Raw genomic sequence first — 17,285 nt, forward strand, 5'->3', positions numbered from 1 at the left:
TAAAATGAAGAATAAGAATATAAAGGATGTCTTTTTTGATTTAGATCATACACTTTGGGATTTTGACAAGAACTCGGAGTTAACATTTGAATCTATTTTCAACAAAAATCATCCGACGATTGAAACTGCAGCATTTATTGAGAAATATGTCCCAATAAATCAGGCCTGCTGGAAATTGTACCAGTATGATAAGATTACTCATGCAGAATTGCGGTACAATCGGTTGAAGCATTCTTTCGATGCCTTAAATTATTCTATTTCTGATGAACAGATAGAAAGTATTGCTCAGGAATACATTCAAGGGTTACCGGAAAATAATCATCTTTTTGATGGGACTTTCGAAATTTTGGAGTATTTAAGCCAGGAGTATAAACTGCATATTATTACCAATGGTTTTGCCGATGTGCAATACAAAAAGATTAAGAATTCCAATATTGGCTCTTATTTTCAAACCATTACCAATTCTGAAATGGCAGGGGTAAAGAAACCTAATCCTTTGATTTTTGAGCACGCATTAGACTTGGCCAAAGCCAAAAAAGAAAACAGTATTATGATTGGAGATTGTTTGGAAGCAGATGTGCAAGGGGCTTTAGATGCCGGTTTAGAGGCTATTTTTTTTAACGTCAACAATGTCGAGGTTTCTCAGAATATTAAGCAAGTCAATCATTTATTAGAACTAAAAAAATATTTATAGATTATGAAAACAAGATTTTTATTATTGCTGCTTTTTATTGTGAGTTATAGCTTCTCTCAATCGGTGAATGATTACAAAGCGGTAATTATTCCTTTAAAATATGATTTTCTAAAAACAGAGAATCAATACCGTCTCAGTACTTTAACTAAATCTAATCTTAAAAAAGCTGGTTTTGAGGCTTTTTACAATAACGAGTCAATTCCTAGTGAATATAATGACAGATGCTCATTATTGTATATTGATGTAGTAAAAGAGAGTACTTTTTTAATGACCAAATTATATGCTGCGCTCAAAGACTGTAATGGTAAAATAATCTTTCAATCGGAAGTAGGGAAGAGCAAAGAAAAAGATTATGAAGTAGCGTACAGTGAAGCATTAAACAATGCTTTTGTGTCCATATATGCCCTAAAGTATAAATATAACGGAAAGAGTTCGGTTAATGCACCGGCTGATGCGAAAGCTATAGTTAATGCTGCGCCCATCCCTGTGGTTGCTGCTCCTGTTGCAGCTTCAGTAAATAATGTAGGCAATACTGTGATTATTGAAAATACAGATTCTGTTTTATTGTATGCTCAGCCAACAGCAACAGGATTTCAGCTAGTGGATAGCACGCCAAAAGTGGTTTTTAAGGTTTTTAAAACGTCTAGTCCGGTTTGTTATATTGCTGCAAAAGGAAGTGTTCAGGGGGTTTTAATCTCAAAAGACAATCAGTGGTATTTTGAATATTATCAAAATGACAAGCTGGTTTCAGAAAAAGTAGCAGTTAAGTTTTAATAATCGGTTAGAAATGCTAAAATTGTTCTTAATAAAAAACGTCCTGTGAATTCAGGACGTTTTTTGTTAATTGTGAATCAGTTATTAATCTAATAACCATATTTATTTTTCCAACGGTTTTTAAGAAATTCTCTGGTGGTATTTTCCCTTGAATTATTTCCGGGGACATATATAGGTGTGTTGGAAAGGGCATCAGGTAAAAATTCCTGTTCAGTAAAATTATTGGCATAATCATGTGCATATTTGTATTCCTCACCGTAACCCAATTCTTTCATTAATTTGGTAGGGGCATTTCTCAAGTGAATAGGGACTGGTAAATCGCCTGTTTGTTTGACTAATTGTTGGGCTGTTCCAATGGCCATATAGGAAGCATTACTTTTTGGGGAGGTCGCTAAATAGATTGCACATTGACTCAGAAGGATTCTGCTTTCCGGATAACCAATTGTAGTAACAGCCTGAAAGGTATTGTTGGCCATAATGAAAGCTGTCGGATTGGCATTCCCAATATCTTCGCTGGAGAGAATCAGCATGCGGCGCGCAATGAATTTTACATCTTCACCACCTTCAATCATTCTGGCAAGCCAATAGACAGCTCCATTTGGGTCACTACCTCGAATTGATTTTATAAAAGCCGAAACAATATCATAATGTTGTTCGCCACTTTTGTCGTACAAAACCGTATTTTGTTGTACCAATTCAAAAACGCGTTCATTAGTGATTAAAATTTCGTCTTCATTAGAGGCGTTTACGACAAGTTCAAAAATATTTAATAGTTTGCGTCCATCGCCTCCGGAAAGTCTCAAGAGAGCCTCTGTTTCTTTTAAAAGTATTTTTTTTTCTCTTAAAATGACATCTTTGTCCATGGCACGAACCAATAAAGATTCTAAATCCTGTTTTGTAAAGGCATTTAAAATATAGACCTGGCATCTCGATAATAAGGCGGGTATAACTTCAAAACTAGGGTTTTCAGTTGTGGCTCCTATAAGAGTAATCCAGCCTTTTTCGACGGCTGCCAAAAGTGAATCTTGCTGCGATTTACTAAAACGGTGAATCTCATCTATAAACAAGATTGGATTTTTGGCTGTAAAAAGTCCGCCGCTTTGTTTTGCTTTATCAATTACATCACGAATGTCTTTTACACCTGAATTGATGGCACTTAATATGTAAAAAGGACGATTGGATTCTTGTGCAATGATTTGTGCCAAAGTGGTTTTTCCTGTTCCTGGAGGTCCCCAAAAGATGAGGGAAGGAATGATTCCTTTTGCAATCTGTTGTGTTAATGAACCGCTAGGTCCAACCAAATGGGACTGACTAATGTAGTCTTCTAGTTTTTGAGGTCGTATGCGTTCTGCCAGTGGTGCTTCCATGTTACAAAATTACTATTTTTTATTTGAAGCTATTCCAGCTCTACACTATATCTTTTTGTTGCTTGAAAAAAGCAAAAAAAAGGATGCCGTTTTGATCTGGGCTAAAAAAAATGGAATTATTATGTGGTTGTCGGAATTCTTTAGGAACTTTACATTTATAAGATGACAAAATAGCATAGTATTGCTTTTGGATAAATTTTTGAGTGTTAATGAATACTCTAAAGTGTTGCTATAAACCAAAAAGATAAAATGGATAACCAATTCAAATTTACTAATTCTGTTGTAGGCCTACCGCTTTTTTTTGTGTTGCTTTTGTGGTTTGTTTTTTGGGTCCAAATCAGGTTTGATTATGATTTTTTTGAAAATGGAATTTTACCTAGAACATTTTCTGGATTGCAAGGAATCGCTTTTAGTCCGTTCATTCATTCGAATATTGAACATTTATATAATAATTCGATTCCATTACTGGTTTTGTTGGCTGCTCTGCAATTTTTTTACAGGAAACAGTCTATAGCGGTAATCGGTTATGGTATTTTTTTCTCAGGACTGATAACATGGATTATCGGGAGAGATAATTACCATATAGGTGCGAGTGGGCTAGTATACGTTTTAGTGAGTTTTATTTTTTTCAAAGGAATAATAACAAAGTACTATAGGCTTGTTGCTCTATCTCTTGCAGTTATTGTGGTTTATGGTGGAATGGTTTGGTATGTTTTTCCAAAAGTAGATGAATCTATTTCATGGGAAGGACATTTGGCTGGTTTAGTAGTTGGTTTTGCATTATCAGTTGTATACAAGTCACCAGAATACAAAAAGATGATTAAATACGATTGGGAACGTCCTGATTATAATACTTTAGAAGATAAATTCATGCAGCGCTTCGATGAGAACGGCAATTTTGTAAATAAGCCTAAAGAAGAAATCGAAGAGGAATTCTCAACTTACTTTTCTTCGAGTTATCCAATTAATTATGAAATTATTGAGCATAAAAAAAATGAATCAAAACCCGAGTCTTGATTCATTTAGAATTGATTATTTGAATTTCCTTTTAACGGAATAGATTTTAACTTCGTTGTCTCACAGCTTCGTATAAAAACGCTCCACAGGCAACCGAAACATTTAAAGAACCAATTGTTCCAAACATTGGTAATTTAGCTTTTTCGTCCACAATTTTAAGGACTGAAGGATTTATTCCTCGGTCTTCAGAACCCATTATGATGGCTACCGGTTCAGTAAGAGTGATATCGTAAATGGTTTGATCTGTTTTTTCTGTTGCTGCTACTGTTTTTATACCAGAACCTTGTAAATAGAAAATAGCATCTTTGATGTGTTCTACTTTGCAAATTGGCACATTAAACACCGCTCCTGCCGATGTTTTTACGGTATCTCCATTAACAGGTGCTGATCCTGCTTTCTGAACTATAATACCATTTACACCTGTACATTCCGCTGTTCTGATGATGGCTCCAAAATTTCGTGCATCAGAGATTTGGTCTAAAATCAGGAATAAAGGTACTTTTCCAGAGGCAATAGTTGCATCTACTAGGTGTTCCAGATCTATAAAGCCGATGGGCGAGATACTCGCTACCGCTCCTTGATGATTGTTTGGTGTTAAACGGTTTAATTTTTCTACCGGAACATAAGAGAAATTTACATTAGCGCGTTTCATGACTTTCATTAAGTCCTTCATCAACTCTCCTGAAATTTCTTTTTGTATAAAGACTTTGTCTACTTCCTTACCTGATTGTATAGCCTCTATAATAGCTCTTATCCCGAATATTAAATGTTCTTTTTCCATGGCGCAAAGCTAAGTAAAATGTACGTAAAAAAAAAACCACCAGCCTAAGCTGATGGTTTTAATTTAAATTCGAAATAAATTAGAATTTATCCCAGAAGACTTTAGTAGATAGTTCATCTCCACCTATAGCTACAATAGCAATATCGTAGTTTGATTTATTTAATGTAGGTTCAGCTAACGGGTAAGTGTATCTGTTAGGAACAGGTAATTTAGATTGATCAGCTACATTCATAGTTGGAGCATCGAATTTTCTGTATATACACCATCCTTCAAAACCTCTATTGTACATTGCTAACCAAAATTGGAAGCCAATTTTTTGTCTCCAAGTTCCAGTAGCTGTTCCATAAGCAACTGATGGTTTAGCTAAGTAAGCTGTGATATCTGTATCAGCAACACCCCAATCCGTCATAGATGCAGTAATACCTTCTGTGTAATGACTGGCAGCAGTTCCACCTACAGAATAACCTCTTTCTACAGCTTCAGCTAATAAGAACTGTACTTCAGAGAAATCTAATAAAACTCCCCTGAATGTAGGATCGTGCATAACATCGCCAATATGAGAGAAATTACCAAAAGTGTTAATTTTTCCATAAGGACCACCTTTGTAAACACCATCACCTAAGTTATCATCAAAATAGATTGCTCTTCTTGGGTCAGCTAAAGTATTCATGTAGTCTACAATAGTGTTTGCTATAACAAAATCACTTCTTCCAGTTTGTACAAGATCTACCCATAATGGATTCGTGTTTGGAGTTGTAGGTAAATAAGCTAGAGTTGCGTTATCTGCATTTGATGCTAATACTCCTGCAGCTACTGCTTGCTGAGCAGCGGTTTGAGCTGTTGCATTATCAGCATCAGCCATTCTCATTGCAAGTTTTAATTTAACAGAGTTAGCAAATTTTTTCCATTTTGTAACATCTCCATTATACATGATATCAGCTCCTGTGTAACCAGCTGTTCCTGAATTTAATTTTGCAGTTGCATCATCTATTCTTTTTAATAAATCAGCATAAATAAGAGCATCATCGTCATAAGCAGGACTTGGTTCAACCGAACCTTGCAGAGCGTCGAAATATGGAATATCACCATATGTATCGACCATTTGTTGCCAAGTATAAACTTCTAGAACAGAAACCATTGCTTTTTGCGTATCTGTTGTCGCTAAACTTTTAGCATTTTGCAAATCGTACAAAACGTCTCTGTACATTTCGCTCCAGTGATTGTCAGCAATTTTTCTTGTATTTAAATCGTAATTACTTTCATCAATATAAGTTGTTTCTGTCCAATATTGTGAAAATAGACGAAATACATTGGTATTTACGTTGGTACTTTCCATTTGGTTAAACAAACTTTTTGTTGCTGAGGTGAAAAGCGCTTCAGAAGATACCTGAGTTGGATTATTAGGATCTCTGTTTAGGTTTTCAAAGCTTTCATCACTAGTACAGCTAGCAATAAAAAGTGAAGAGATTATTAATAAATATTTTTTCATTTTTGTGTTTTTTTAAAATTCAAATTTTAAGCTAGCTCCGATTTCTCTTACTGAAGGATAAGCTCCTGATTGGTATCCTTGAATATTACCAGAACCTAGACCAGCTTCTGGGTCAGAGTAAGGTGTGTTTTTGTCAATAATCCAAAGATTTCTTCCGATTAATGAGAACGATAGATTTTCCATTGAGAATTTACTTACGATGTCTTTAGGGAAAGCATAAGTGAAGTTCACTTCTCTTAGTTTAACGAATGATGCATCATAAACGTGCGCTGCTTGAGGAGTTCTTACATATCCCCATGGGTTAGCATAAGTTGAAGCGTCGGCAACAACAGTATTAGCTGAACCATCAGCTTGAACACCGTCTAAAATTACACCTCCACCATTTGCTTTTGTGTTTCTTACAGGGTTTCCTAAATGGTTTGTTCCAGCAGTGAAGTCGTATAGACCAGTTGCATAACCATAGTAAGTATCTAATGAGAATACATCACCACCTTGTTGGATATCGATAAGGAATCCTAAGCTGTAATTTTTGTATTTGAAATTATTTTTAACTCCACCTGTCCAGTCTGGAGTGATGTTACCAATGACCTCACTAGTCGATGTTGTTCTCAAATAATAACCAGTCGTTCCAACAGTTTTTTGACCATTAGTGTATACAAAATCTCTACCTCTAATTGATCCGAATGATTCGCCTAATGCTCCCCCTAATGTAACACCACCTTGTACACTAGCTAATTGCATAAATTCAATTCCTTCAGCTAAACGAGTGATTTCACTTTCGTTTTGACCGTAGTTAATTTTGATATCCCATGAAAAATCATTTGTTTTGATAGGAGTACCGTTGATGATAAACTCTAATCCTTTGTTTTTCATGTCACCACCATTCAACCATAGGTTAGCGGCACCTGTCGCTGTAGAAACGTCTATTGGTGTAATCAAATCTACAGTTTCTCTTTCATAATAAGAAACATCAAATCCGAATCTGTTTGAAAAGAATTGCATTTCCAAACCAACCTCAAAGTCATTACTTGTTTCAGATTTTAGATTAGCATTATTAAAGGCTGATGGGTTACTTGCTGACGCATTGCCATTATAAGCTGCTCCAATGTCATAAGTATTAAACACTTGGTAAGGTGAAGTATCATTACCTACTTCAGCATAGTTCGCTCTCACTTTACCAAAAGTTAACCAATCTTGTTTAACTAAATTTGAGAAGATTATACTTGAAGATACTGATGGGTACCAGTATGAGTTGTTGTCTACTGGTAAAGAAGATGATCTGTCATTTCTTAAAGTAGCATCTAAATAATAAGTTCCTTTGTATCCAAGACCTATTTTACCAAAAACACCTTCTACTTTTTTAGTGTAATCTGTTTTTGCATAATCAGAAGGAGTTAATGGATTGACAGAGTTTGCTAAAGTGAATAATCCAGGAGTAACTAAACCACCGTTAGCAGAAGCTGCCAATGAATTCAGTTTATTTACTCTTAAGTTATAACCGATAAGACCGTTTAAGTTTAAGTCTTCTGAAATGTCGTAATTGAAGTTACCCATTAAATCATAGTTCATTTCTGAAGCTTTTCTGTTGGTTACAGTGTAGTCAGAAACATCTGACGAACCTATATCAGTTCTTTCTTCTCTAATTTCAGAGTAGCTGTCAAATGCATATTTACCTACGATACTAAACCAGTCTGTAACTTTTTGGTTTAACGCAAAGTTTCCTGTGTAACGATCTCTACTGTCACTTTGGAAATTTTTATACAAATTCCAGTAAACGTTATCAGTATAGATTGGACTTAAATTATCAGCTGAATTAACGTTCCAAGTTATGTTTTGACCTGTGCTAAAGAAGGCATCTTTTTGTTGTTTAAGATCAACGTTTGTTTGCCACCATTGTCTAAATGCCTGCATTGGGTTTCCAGAGCTGTAACCAGTTCCGTTTCTTCCTTTACCATTGTTGTTAGTGTAAGAAAAGTCACCAGAAACAGTTAATGATTCATTCAATTTTTGAGAAGCAGAAAAAGTTAATGTGTTTCTTTTGATAGATCCATTTGGAACAATACCAGTTTGGTTTTTGTTAGTAAAACCAATTCTGAAAGAGGAAGTTTCAGTACTTTTTCCAAAAGATACAGCATTCGTAAGTGTAGTAGCATCTATGAATAGGCTGTTTGGTGTGTTTTTTCCAGCAACCCAAGGAGTAGCTACACCGTAGCCTGGTAATTGTGGAAAAATGGAAGTCCATTGGTAAACATTTAAATTTGGATCAAAGGCAGCTCCATATGAAGCGTCTTCCGTGAAAGGAACAACTTGATCGTTAATACCGTCACCGTTTATATCGAAATTGTTAAAGTATAAATCAGTATCACCGTCGAAATCTTCATAATCAGGGCTATAACCAGCTCCGTATTTGTCTTGGTATTTTGGTAAAGTTGATTTATCAGCGGTTCCAACTGTGAAAGATGAATTTACAGTAACACCAATTCCTTTAGCTTTTTTACCTTTTTTAGTTGTAATGATTAACGCACCATTTGAAGCTCTAGAACCGTAAAGAGCTGTTGCAGCAGCACCTTTAAGTACGTTCAAAGACTCAATGTCATCTGGGTTGATGTCAGATGCGGCATTTCCGTAGTCATAACCACCTCTACCAGTTTTTTGGTCAGTTGAGTTGTTTGTTTCATTAAGTATAGGTGTACCATCGACAACAATCAAAGCTTGGTTACTTCCGAACAAAGATTTGTAACCCCTTACAATGATGTTGGCAGAACCACCCATTGTTCCATAAGATTGGATATCTAAACCGGCTACTTCACCAGACAATGCCTCAGCAAAGTTTGTAACTGGAGTATCGGAAATAGCGTCTCCTTTTAATTCTTGTGTAGCATAACCAAGAGATTTTTTCTCTTTTTTGATACCTAAAGCAGTTACTACAACTCCTTCTAGTTCAACTGAATCATCTTTCAGTTTCACGTTGACAGTTGAAGCACTAGCCGCAATTTCTTGGGTTCTCATCCCAATGTAGCTAAAAATCAAGACTTGGCTTGATGATGCTTTGATAGAATATTTTCCATCAAAATCAGTTTGTGTTCCATTTTTCGTCCCTTTGACTAATACACTCACGCCAGGTAAAGGCAATCCTGCATTATCAGAAACAATTCCTGAAACAGATCTCTCTTGCGCAAAAGTTAGTTGCGCGACAAGTACTAATAATAGTACTAAGAATCCATTGAACTTTAGTTTCATTTTTAAATATTTTGAATTAGTGAGACAAAAATCTTAATAATTTGTTAACTTTCCTAATAAAAGAATCCCTTTTTTCCTTTGCGGTCAAAATTTAACATTATAACATATATTAATCATAGTGTTATAAAACTCTTTTTCTGTGTTTTTTGAGGTGCCATTGGCGATTGCGATTTTTAACAGTCCATTTTTTGTTTGGACTCCTGCTCCTAGGCCAATTCCAATTAGATTTTCATTTGTTTTTTTGTCCTCTGTGGTGAATGGGTCCCTGTAAATGCAGTAGTCTACAATAGAATGTAGGAATAAGTTTGGTGAAATTATGTAGCGATATTCGGTTAGGATTGAAGACATAAATTGTGCTTGTAGGCTGTTTTCTGTAAAGCCACGAACGGAGTTTATTCCTCCAAAACGATATAATTCGTTTGTGATAAAGGTGTCGCTTTGCAGGTAATAATTTTGAGTTCGTAAATTGATGTAATTTTTCTTGTTTAGGTAGAAATTGTACATGACTTGTAGGTTTATTTGTGACTGTTTTGAGGTTCCTACTGTTTCAGGCGAATCGTTCGTGCGTCTTTTTCCAAGACCTATTGTGAATTCAATAGTAGTTTTTTTTGGGAAGAAAGAATTGTTCTGGTCAAATTTTGTATATCTGAAACTACTTGTGATGAATGAATTGTTGTAGTCGCTTATTGTATTGTTGTTTGTGTTTTGGATGTCGCTGGATTCGGTGGATTGGTATCCTATATAAGCACGGGTATTGTGATTGAGGATATACCCTAGATCAATTGCTGTTTTTGTATTTTGGTAAGTGCTGTCTTGTTTGAAAATTTGAATTTGTGCTTTTAGGTTTGCCGGACTTTTGAATAAGTAAGGGAGGTCTAGCGCCGCATTAAATGTTTTTTGGTTGTTTCCATCACTTTTCCAGTAAATTGATAATTCTTCGCCTGACTTCAAAATGTTTTCGAGGACTATATCTAAATATCCATTAAGTGTTATTTTTTTATTTTCGTTATTTGAAAAGCCTAAAAAGCCATCGAAACTATTAGCTTTTCTTTTTTCTAGATAAACATACACTTTAGTGGAGTCTTGGGTGAGTAATATTTCTGGATATTTGATTTGACTTACAAAACGAAAGTTTTCAAAATCAGTGTGAATTTGATCGATTATTTCTTTATTGAAGGTTTTGTTTTTGTATTTACTATTAATTTGGTTTAGTGGTCCGTTTGGAAAGTGTTCTTTGTGTTTGCTTTCTGGGAATTTAATAACAATTGAATTGAGTTGTCTTTGTTTGTTTAGTTCGATATTTAATTCTGCGTATAGATTGTTGTTTTCTTTTTTGATGTTAATCAGTTTTAGTTTCGCTAAGGCATATCCGTTTTGTTCCAGTTCGTTTAATGTTCGGCTTAGGAACGCTTCGATTTCACTATAAGCTATTGTTGCAGTGTCTTTTGTTTTTGATAATAAAATGGAGTTTTTTCCTAATGTATTTATACCTATATATATATGTATGTTTTTAATCTTTTTTCCTAACTTGAATTGAGCTTGAAATGTCGAGTCGCTTGTCTTGTTTTTTTCTTTTATTTCATTATCAATATATCCTATTTTTGAAAGTTTTTCAGACATTAGTAGGGTTTCATTATCGACTGATTTTAGGTCGCTGTGTTTTGAGTTGTAGTGTAAGGAGTCGATTGTTTTGTTTTCTGCAGGTGAATTTCCGCTTAGTTTTAACTGAAAACTTTGAGCATGACAACTTAGGTTAAGGTTGGTGAATAATAGAAAAAGGAGGAGAGTTCTCAAATAGTTGTTTTTAAATAAAAGTAATGCAAATATCAATTGTTTACGATAAAAATCATAGTGTAAAATAATGATGTTGAAAATTAATGGATTAACGTTTGTATACTGAAAAATATTTTATACATTTGCAACCCCGTAAAAAGCGGGAATTTAATATACATAATAAATTTTTAGTATTAATTATGCCAACAATTCAACAATTAGTAAGAACAGGAAGAACTCAGATAACTAAGAAGAGTAAATCGGTTGCTTTAGATTCTTGTCCTCAAAGAAGAGGGGTTTGTACGCGTGTTTACACTACTACACCAAAAAAACCAAACTCTGCAATGCGTAAAGTTGCGCGTGTACGTTTGACAAATGGTAATGAGGTAAATGCTTACATCCCTGGAGAAGGACACAATTTACAAGAGCACTCGATAGTATTAGTTAGGGGTGGAAGGGTAAAAGATTTACCAGGAGTTAGATATCATATCGTTCGTGGTGCACTTGATACATCAGGTGTAGCGGGTAGAACGCAAAGAAGATCTAAGTATGGTGCTAAACGCCCAAAAGAAGCAAAAAAGTAATTTAAAAAGTTATTCTTGTAGAGGCGCGATTCATCGCGACTAGATAAGTATGGCGTTTAATTAAAAAAAAGACATGAGAAAAAGAGCGGCAAAGAAAAGACCACTTTTACCAGATCCAAGGTTTAACGACCAATTGGTAACACGTTTTGTGAATAACTTGATGTGGGATGGTAAGAAATCGACAGCTTTTAAAGTTTTTTATGATGCAATTGACATTATAGAGACTAAAAAGCAAGATGCAGAAAAATCATCATTAGAAATTTGGAAAGATGCTTTAACTAATGTTATGCCTCACGTAGAAGTACGTAGTCGTAGAGTTGGTGGTGCAACATTTCAAATTCCAATGCAAATCAGACCAGACAGAAAAATTTCTATGGCAATGAAGTGGTTGATACTTTATTCTAGAAGAAGAAATGAAAAATCTATGGCTCAAAGACTAGCTTCTGAATGTTTAGCTGCTGCTAAAGAAGAAGGTGCTGCTGTTAAAAAGAGAATGGATACTCATAAAATGGCTGAAGCAAATAAAGCATTCTCTCACTTTAGATTTTAATTCATAAGAAATGGCTAGAGATCTAAAATATACAAGAAATATTGGAATTGCTGCTCACATTGATGCTGGTAAAACAACAACAACGGAGCGTATATTATTCTATACAGGAAAATCACATAAAATAGGTGAGGTGCACGATGGTGCTGCAACTATGGACTGGATGGCGCAAGAGCAAGAAAGAGGTATTACAATTACTTCTGCTGCTACAACTTGTGAGTGGAATTTTCCAACTGAACAAGGTAAAATTTTACCTGAAACATTACCTTACCACTTTAATATTATCGATACCCCGGGACACGTTGACTTTACAGTTGAGGTGAATCGTTCTTTGCGTGTACTTGATGGTTTGGTTTTCTTGTTTAGTGCTGTTGATGGTGTTGAGCCACAATCAGAAACTAACTGGAGACTAGCGGATCAGTATAGAGTGCCACGTATGGGATTCGTAAATAAAATGGATAGACAAGGTTCTAACTTTTTGAATGTATGTCAGCAAGTTAGAGATATGTTGAAATCGAACGCTGTCGCAATCACTTTACCAATTGGTGAAGAGAATGATTTTAGAGGTGTTGTTGATTTGGTTAAAAACCAAGCCATTGTTTGGCATGATGCTACTCAAGGTGCTACTTTTGATATCATCGATATTCCTGCGGATATGGTTGATGAAGTGAAAGAATATAGAGATATCCTTATCGAAGCGGTTGCAGATTATGATGAGAATTTGCTTGATAAATACATGGAAGATCCAGATTCTATCACAGAAGAAGAAATCAACAATGCGTTAAGAGCTGCTACTATGGATATGGCTATCATTCCTATGATTGCAGGTTCATCTTTTAAAAACAAAGGAGTTCAATTCATGTTAGATGCGGTATGTAAATACTTGCCGTCTCCAATGGATAAAGAAGGTATTACTGGAATTCATCCAGATGATGCTGAGTTGCTTGAAGAAGATCAAACTCAAATTTTACGTAAACCAGATGTAAAAGAACCATTCGCAGCTTTGGCATTTAAGATTGCTACTGACCCGTTCGTAGGTCGTTTGGCTTTCTTCCGTGCGTATTCAGGAAGACTTGATGCTGGTTCTTATGTATTGAATACTCGTTCTGGTAACAAAGAAAGAATTTCTCGTATCTACCAAATGCACGCTAACAAGCAAAATCCAATCGAATATATTGAGGCTGGAGATATTGGAGCTGCTGTTGGATTTAAAGATATCAAAACTGGAGATACATTGTGTGATGAGAAACACCCAATTATTCTTGAGTCAATGAAATTTCCTGCGCCGGTAATTGGTATTGCTATTGAGCCTAAAACAAAAGCTGACGTTGATAAAATGGGTATGGCTTTGGCTAAATTAGCTGAAGAAGATCCAACTTTTACAGTTAGAACTGATGAAGCTTCAGGGCAAACTATTATCTCAGGTATGGGTGAGTTACACTTAGATATCTTGGTTGATAGAATGAAACGTGAATTCAAAGTTGAAGTAAACCAAGGTGAGCCTCAAGTTGAATATAAAGAAGCTTTTACAAAATCTGCACAACATAGAGAAACTTACAAAAAACAATCAGGTGGTCGTGGTAAATTCGGTGATATCGTATTCTTACTAGAGCCAGCAGATGAAGTTGACGGTAAAGTTCCTGTAGGATTGCAATTTGTAAATGCGGTAAAAGGAGGTAACGTTCCTAAAGAATATATTCCATCTGTAGAAAAAGGATTTAGAGAAGCTATGAAAACTGGACCTTTAGCAGGTTATCAAGTTGATAGTTTGAAAGTAACTTTATTGGATGGATCTTTCCACCCGGTGGATTCTGATGCGCTATCTTTTGAATTAGCTGCAAGAATGGGTTATAGAGAAGTTGCGAAAGCTGCTGGAGCTGTTATTCTTGAGCCTATCATGAAAATGGAGGTTATTACACCAGAAGAAAACATGGGGGATATCGTAGGTGATATCAACCGTCGTAGAGGTCAGGTGAATGACATGGGTGACAGAGCAGGTGCTAAAACAATTAAGGCAGATGTGCCATTATCTGAAATGTTCGGTTATGTTACAACATTAAGAACATTGTCTTCAGGTCGTGCAACTTCAACTATGGAATTTTCACACTACGCTGAAACGCCTTCTAATATTTCAGAAGCAGTTATCAAAAAAGCAAAAGGAAACGCTTAATCTTTAAGAAAATGAGTCAAAAAATCAGAATAAAACTAAAATCTTACGATCACATGTTGGTAGACAAGTCTGCTGAAAAGATTGTAAAAACGGTTAAGAGTACCGGAGCAGTGGTAACAGGACCAATTCCATTACCAACTCACAAAAAACTTTTCACTGTATTACGTTCTCCACACGTTAACAAAAAAGCGAGAGAACAATTTGAAGTAATGTCATACAAGAGATTAATTGACATTTATTCATCTTCATCAAAAACTATTGATGCCTTGATGAAACTTGAATTGCCTAGTGGAGTTGAAGTAGAGATCAAAGTTTAAGTAGCTTACTAGTAAGAAAAGGACGCTGTTTTTAAGCGAAAAATATTTTTTTGGTTTGTGTGTAAAAAAGTTATACTTTTGCACCACTAAAAAAATAGGATTTGCTTAAAAGCTGCGTTCTATATTTATATTTAATAATTAATAATTAATATTTATGTCTGGGTTAATTGGTAGAAAAATCGGCATGACTAGCATTTTCGACGAAAACGGGAAGAATATTCCTTGTACAGTAATCGAAGCTGGACCATGTGTTGTTACCCAAGTCAGAACCAAAGGTGTTGACGGGTACGAAGCGTTGCAACTTGGTTTCGATGACAAAAACGAGAAACATTCCACAAAAGCGGCTTTAGGTCACTTTAAAAAAGCGGGAACTGTTGCTAAGAAAAAAGTCGTTGAATTCCAAGATTTTGCAACTGAACAAAAATTAGGAGATCTTATTGATGTTTCTATTTTTGAAGAAGGAGAGTTTGTAGATGTACAAGGTGTGTCTAAAGGTAAAGGTTTTCAAGGGGTTGTAAAACGTCACGGTTTTGGTGGTGTTGGTCAAGCAACTCACGGTCAACACAACCGTTTGAGAGCGCCAGGTTCTGTAGGAGCTTCTTCTTATCCATCTAGAGTATTCAAAGGAATGCGTATGGCTGGAAGAATGGGAGGAGAAAATGTAAAAGTTCAAAACCTTAGAGTTTTAAAAGTAGTGGCTGATAAGAACCTACTTGTTATTAAAGGATGTGTTCCTGGTCATAACAACTCTTATGTAATCATTCAGAAGTAATGGAAGCAAAAGTATTAGATTTCAACGGAAAAGATACTGGAAGAAAAGTTCAACTTTCTGATTCAGTATTTGGTATAGAACCAAACAATCACGCAGTATACCTTGATGTAAAGCAATATCTTGCTAATCAAAGACAAGGAACGCACAAAGCAAAAGAAAGAGCTGAAGTAGCGGGAAGTACACGTAAGATTAAAAAACAAAAAGGAACAGGTACTGCTCGTGCGGGTAGTGCAAAAAACCCTTTGTTTAAAGGTGGGGGAACTGTTTTTGGACCAAGACCAAGAAGTTATTCATTTAAATTGAATAAAAGCTTGAAACGTTTGGCTAGAAAATCAGCTTTCTCAATCAAAGCAAAAGAGTCAAATATAATCGTTCTTGAGGACTTTAATTTTGAAACTCCAAACACTAAAAATTTCATTAACGTTTTGAAAGCTTTAGGGTTAGAGAATAAAAAATCTTTATTTGTATTGGGTGATTCAAATAAAAATGTATATTTGTCGTCACGTAATTTAAAGGCTTCTAACGTAGTAAGTAGCTCAGAATTAAGCACTTACGCCATTTTAAACGCTAATAATTTAGTGCTTTTAGAAGGTTCTTTAGAAGTAATTGAAGAAAATTTAAGCAAATAATAGGATATGAGCATCATAATTAAACCTATAGTAACAGAAAAAGTAACCAAAGAAAGTGAAGTTTTGAACCGCTTTGGATTCGTTGTTAACAAAAAAGCAAATAAAGTTGAGATTAAGAAAGCTGTTGAGGCTGCTTATGGAGTAACTGTTGTTAGTGTTAATACAATGAATGTAAGACCAGACAGAACTACAAAATACACTAAAAGTGGTTTAATCAGTGGAAAGACAAATGCTATTAAAAAAGCAATTGTACAAGTACAAGAAGGAGAATCAATTGATTTTTACAACAATATCTAAGATAGAAAAATGTCAGTTAGAAAATTAAAACCTATTACCCCAGGTCAGCGATTTAGAGTTGTGAATGGTTATGACGCCATTACAACTGATAAGCCGGAACGCTCTTTGATAGCGCCGATAAAAAACTCTGGTGGTAGAAATAGTCAAGGAAAGATGACCATGCGTTATACGGGTGGTGGTCACAAGCAGAGATATCGTATTATTGATTTTAAAAGAACTAAAACAGGAATTCCTGCTACAGTGAAATCAATTGAATATGATCCAAATCGTACTGCGTTTATCGCTTTGTTAGCTTATGCTGATGGAGAGAAAACTTATATTATTGCTCAAAACGGATTGAAAGTTGGTCAGAAATTAGTTTCTGGTCCAGAATCTCAACCTGAAATAGGTAATACTTTACCATTAAGCAGAATTCCTTTAGGAACTGTTATTTCTTGTATTGAATTGAGACCGGGTCAGGGAGCTGTAATTGCTCGTTCTGCTGGAACATTTGCTCAATTAATGGCAAGAGATGGAAAATATGCTACAATTAAAATGCCTTCTGGAGAGACAAGATTGATCTTGTTGACTTGTTCGGCTACAATTGGAGCGGTTTCTAATTCAGACCACCAATTAGTTGTATCTGGAAAAGCAGGTAGAACAAGATGGTTAGGAAGAAGACCTAGAACAAGACCTGTTGCAATGAACCCTGTCGATCACCCAATGGGTGGTGGTGAAGGTCGTTCTTCTGGTGGACATCCACGTTCAAGAAATGGAATACCAGCTAAAGGTTATAGAACTCGTTCTAAGAAAAACCCGAGTAACAAGTATATCGTAGAACGTAGAAAGAAATAA

16 protein-coding genes are annotated in these 17,285 nt (G+C 35.3%); 11 read left to right on the forward strand and 5 right to left on the reverse strand.

Annotation, left to right across the window (positions count from 1 at the left end; genetic code table 11):
* The first annotated feature begins 4 nt into the window (after positions 1-4).
* Together ABEB23_RS00380 and ABEB23_RS00385 are read left to right on the forward strand one after the other, a co-directional pair.
* Positions 5-694, forward strand: a complete 690-nt coding sequence (locus ABEB23_RS00380; RefSeq protein WP_348810408.1) for a YjjG family noncanonical pyrimidine nucleotidase — start codon at positions 5-7, stop codon at positions 692-694.
* Positions 695-697: 3 nt separating this feature from the next.
* Complete coding sequence (locus tag ABEB23_RS00385; protein WP_348810409.1) at positions 698-1,468, forward strand: hypothetical protein; 771 nt, start codon at positions 698-700, stop codon at positions 1,466-1,468.
* A gap of 89 nt (positions 1,469-1,557) precedes the next feature.
* Here ABEB23_RS00385 and ABEB23_RS00390 read toward each other — a convergent pair whose 3' ends face one another.
* Entirely contained in the window at positions 1,558-2,835 is a 1,278-nt protein-coding gene (locus ABEB23_RS00390) for a replication-associated recombination protein A (RefSeq protein WP_348810410.1), read from the reverse strand.
* Positions 2,836-3,084: 249 nt separating this feature from the next.
* On the opposite strand from ABEB23_RS00390, the gene ABEB23_RS00395 reads away from it, so the two are divergent.
* Entirely contained in the window at positions 3,085-3,852 is a 768-nt protein-coding gene (locus ABEB23_RS00395) for a rhomboid family intramembrane serine protease (RefSeq protein ID WP_348810411.1), read from the forward strand.
* 46 nt (positions 3,853-3,898) lie between these two features.
* On the opposite strand, the gene rlmB is transcribed toward ABEB23_RS00395, so the two are convergent.
* The 4 genes from rlmB to ABEB23_RS00415 form a co-directional block, all read right to left on the reverse strand.
* Positions 3,899-4,633 (reverse strand): 23S rRNA (guanosine(2251)-2'-O)-methyltransferase RlmB, encoded by a 735-nt coding sequence (rlmB, locus tag ABEB23_RS00400; RefSeq protein ID WP_348810412.1) that lies wholly within the window; start codon positions 4,631-4,633, stop codon positions 3,899-3,901.
* 79 nt (positions 4,634-4,712) lie between these two features.
* Positions 4,713-6,122, reverse strand: a complete 1,410-nt coding sequence (locus ABEB23_RS00405; RefSeq protein WP_348810413.1) for a SusD/RagB family nutrient-binding outer membrane lipoprotein — start codon at positions 6,120-6,122, stop codon at positions 4,713-4,715.
* A 12-nt stretch (positions 6,123-6,134) separates the two neighbouring features.
* A complete protein-coding gene (locus ABEB23_RS00410; protein ID WP_348810414.1) occupies positions 6,135-9,362 on the reverse strand; it encodes a SusC/RagA family TonB-linked outer membrane protein in 3,228 nt (1,075 codons plus the stop codon).
* Between the two features lie 84 nt (positions 9,363-9,446).
* Entirely contained in the window at positions 9,447-11,156 is a 1,710-nt protein-coding gene (locus tag ABEB23_RS00415) for a BamA/TamA family outer membrane protein (protein WP_348810415.1), read from the reverse strand.
* Positions 11,157-11,335: 179 nt separating this feature from the next.
* Here ABEB23_RS00415 and rpsL point away from each other — a divergent pair, with 179 nt between their 5' ends.
* The 8 genes from rpsL (at position 11,336) to rplB (ending at position 17,285) form a co-directional block, all read left to right on the forward strand.
* Positions 11,336-11,719 carry a 30S ribosomal protein S12 gene (rpsL, locus tag ABEB23_RS00420; protein WP_007136570.1) on the forward strand — a complete coding sequence of 128 codons (384 nt, stop codon included), beginning with the start codon at positions 11,336-11,338 and terminating at the stop codon, positions 11,717-11,719.
* Between the two features lie 73 nt (positions 11,720-11,792).
* A complete protein-coding gene (gene rpsG / locus ABEB23_RS00425) occupies positions 11,793-12,269 on the forward strand; it encodes a 30S ribosomal protein S7 (RefSeq protein WP_121337677.1) in 477 nt (158 codons plus the stop codon).
* Positions 12,270-12,279: 10 nt separating this feature from the next.
* Positions 12,280-14,436 carry an elongation factor G gene (gene fusA / locus ABEB23_RS00430; protein ID WP_348810416.1) on the forward strand — a complete coding sequence of 719 codons (2,157 nt, stop codon included), beginning with the start codon at positions 12,280-12,282 and terminating at the stop codon, positions 14,434-14,436.
* Positions 14,437-14,447: 11 nt separating this feature from the next.
* Positions 14,448-14,753 carry a 30S ribosomal protein S10 gene (gene rpsJ / locus ABEB23_RS00435; protein ID WP_011963470.1) on the forward strand — a complete coding sequence of 102 codons (306 nt, stop codon included), beginning with the start codon at positions 14,448-14,450 and terminating at the stop codon, positions 14,751-14,753.
* A gap of 154 nt (positions 14,754-14,907) precedes the next feature.
* Positions 14,908-15,525, forward strand: a complete 618-nt coding sequence (rplC, locus tag ABEB23_RS00440; protein WP_348810417.1) for a 50S ribosomal protein L3 — start codon at positions 14,908-14,910, stop codon at positions 15,523-15,525.
* A complete protein-coding gene (gene rplD / locus ABEB23_RS00445) occupies positions 15,525-16,154 on the forward strand; it encodes a 50S ribosomal protein L4 (protein ID WP_348810418.1) in 630 nt (209 codons plus the stop codon). Before rplC ends, rplD begins: the two co-directional genes overlap by 1 nt.
* Before the next feature lie 6 nt (positions 16,155-16,160).
* Positions 16,161-16,451 carry a 50S ribosomal protein L23 gene (gene rplW, locus ABEB23_RS00450; protein ID WP_348810419.1) on the forward strand — a complete coding sequence of 97 codons (291 nt, stop codon included), beginning with the start codon at positions 16,161-16,163 and terminating at the stop codon, positions 16,449-16,451.
* Between the two features lie 9 nt (positions 16,452-16,460).
* Positions 16,461-17,285 (forward strand): 50S ribosomal protein L2, encoded by an 825-nt coding sequence (rplB, locus tag ABEB23_RS00455; RefSeq protein ID WP_348810420.1) that lies wholly within the window; start codon positions 16,461-16,463, stop codon positions 17,283-17,285.

The organism is Flavobacterium maritimum, from assembly GCF_040049085.1.
Taxonomy (GTDB): Bacteria; Bacteroidota; Bacteroidia; order Flavobacteriales; family Flavobacteriaceae; genus Flavobacterium; species Flavobacterium maritimum.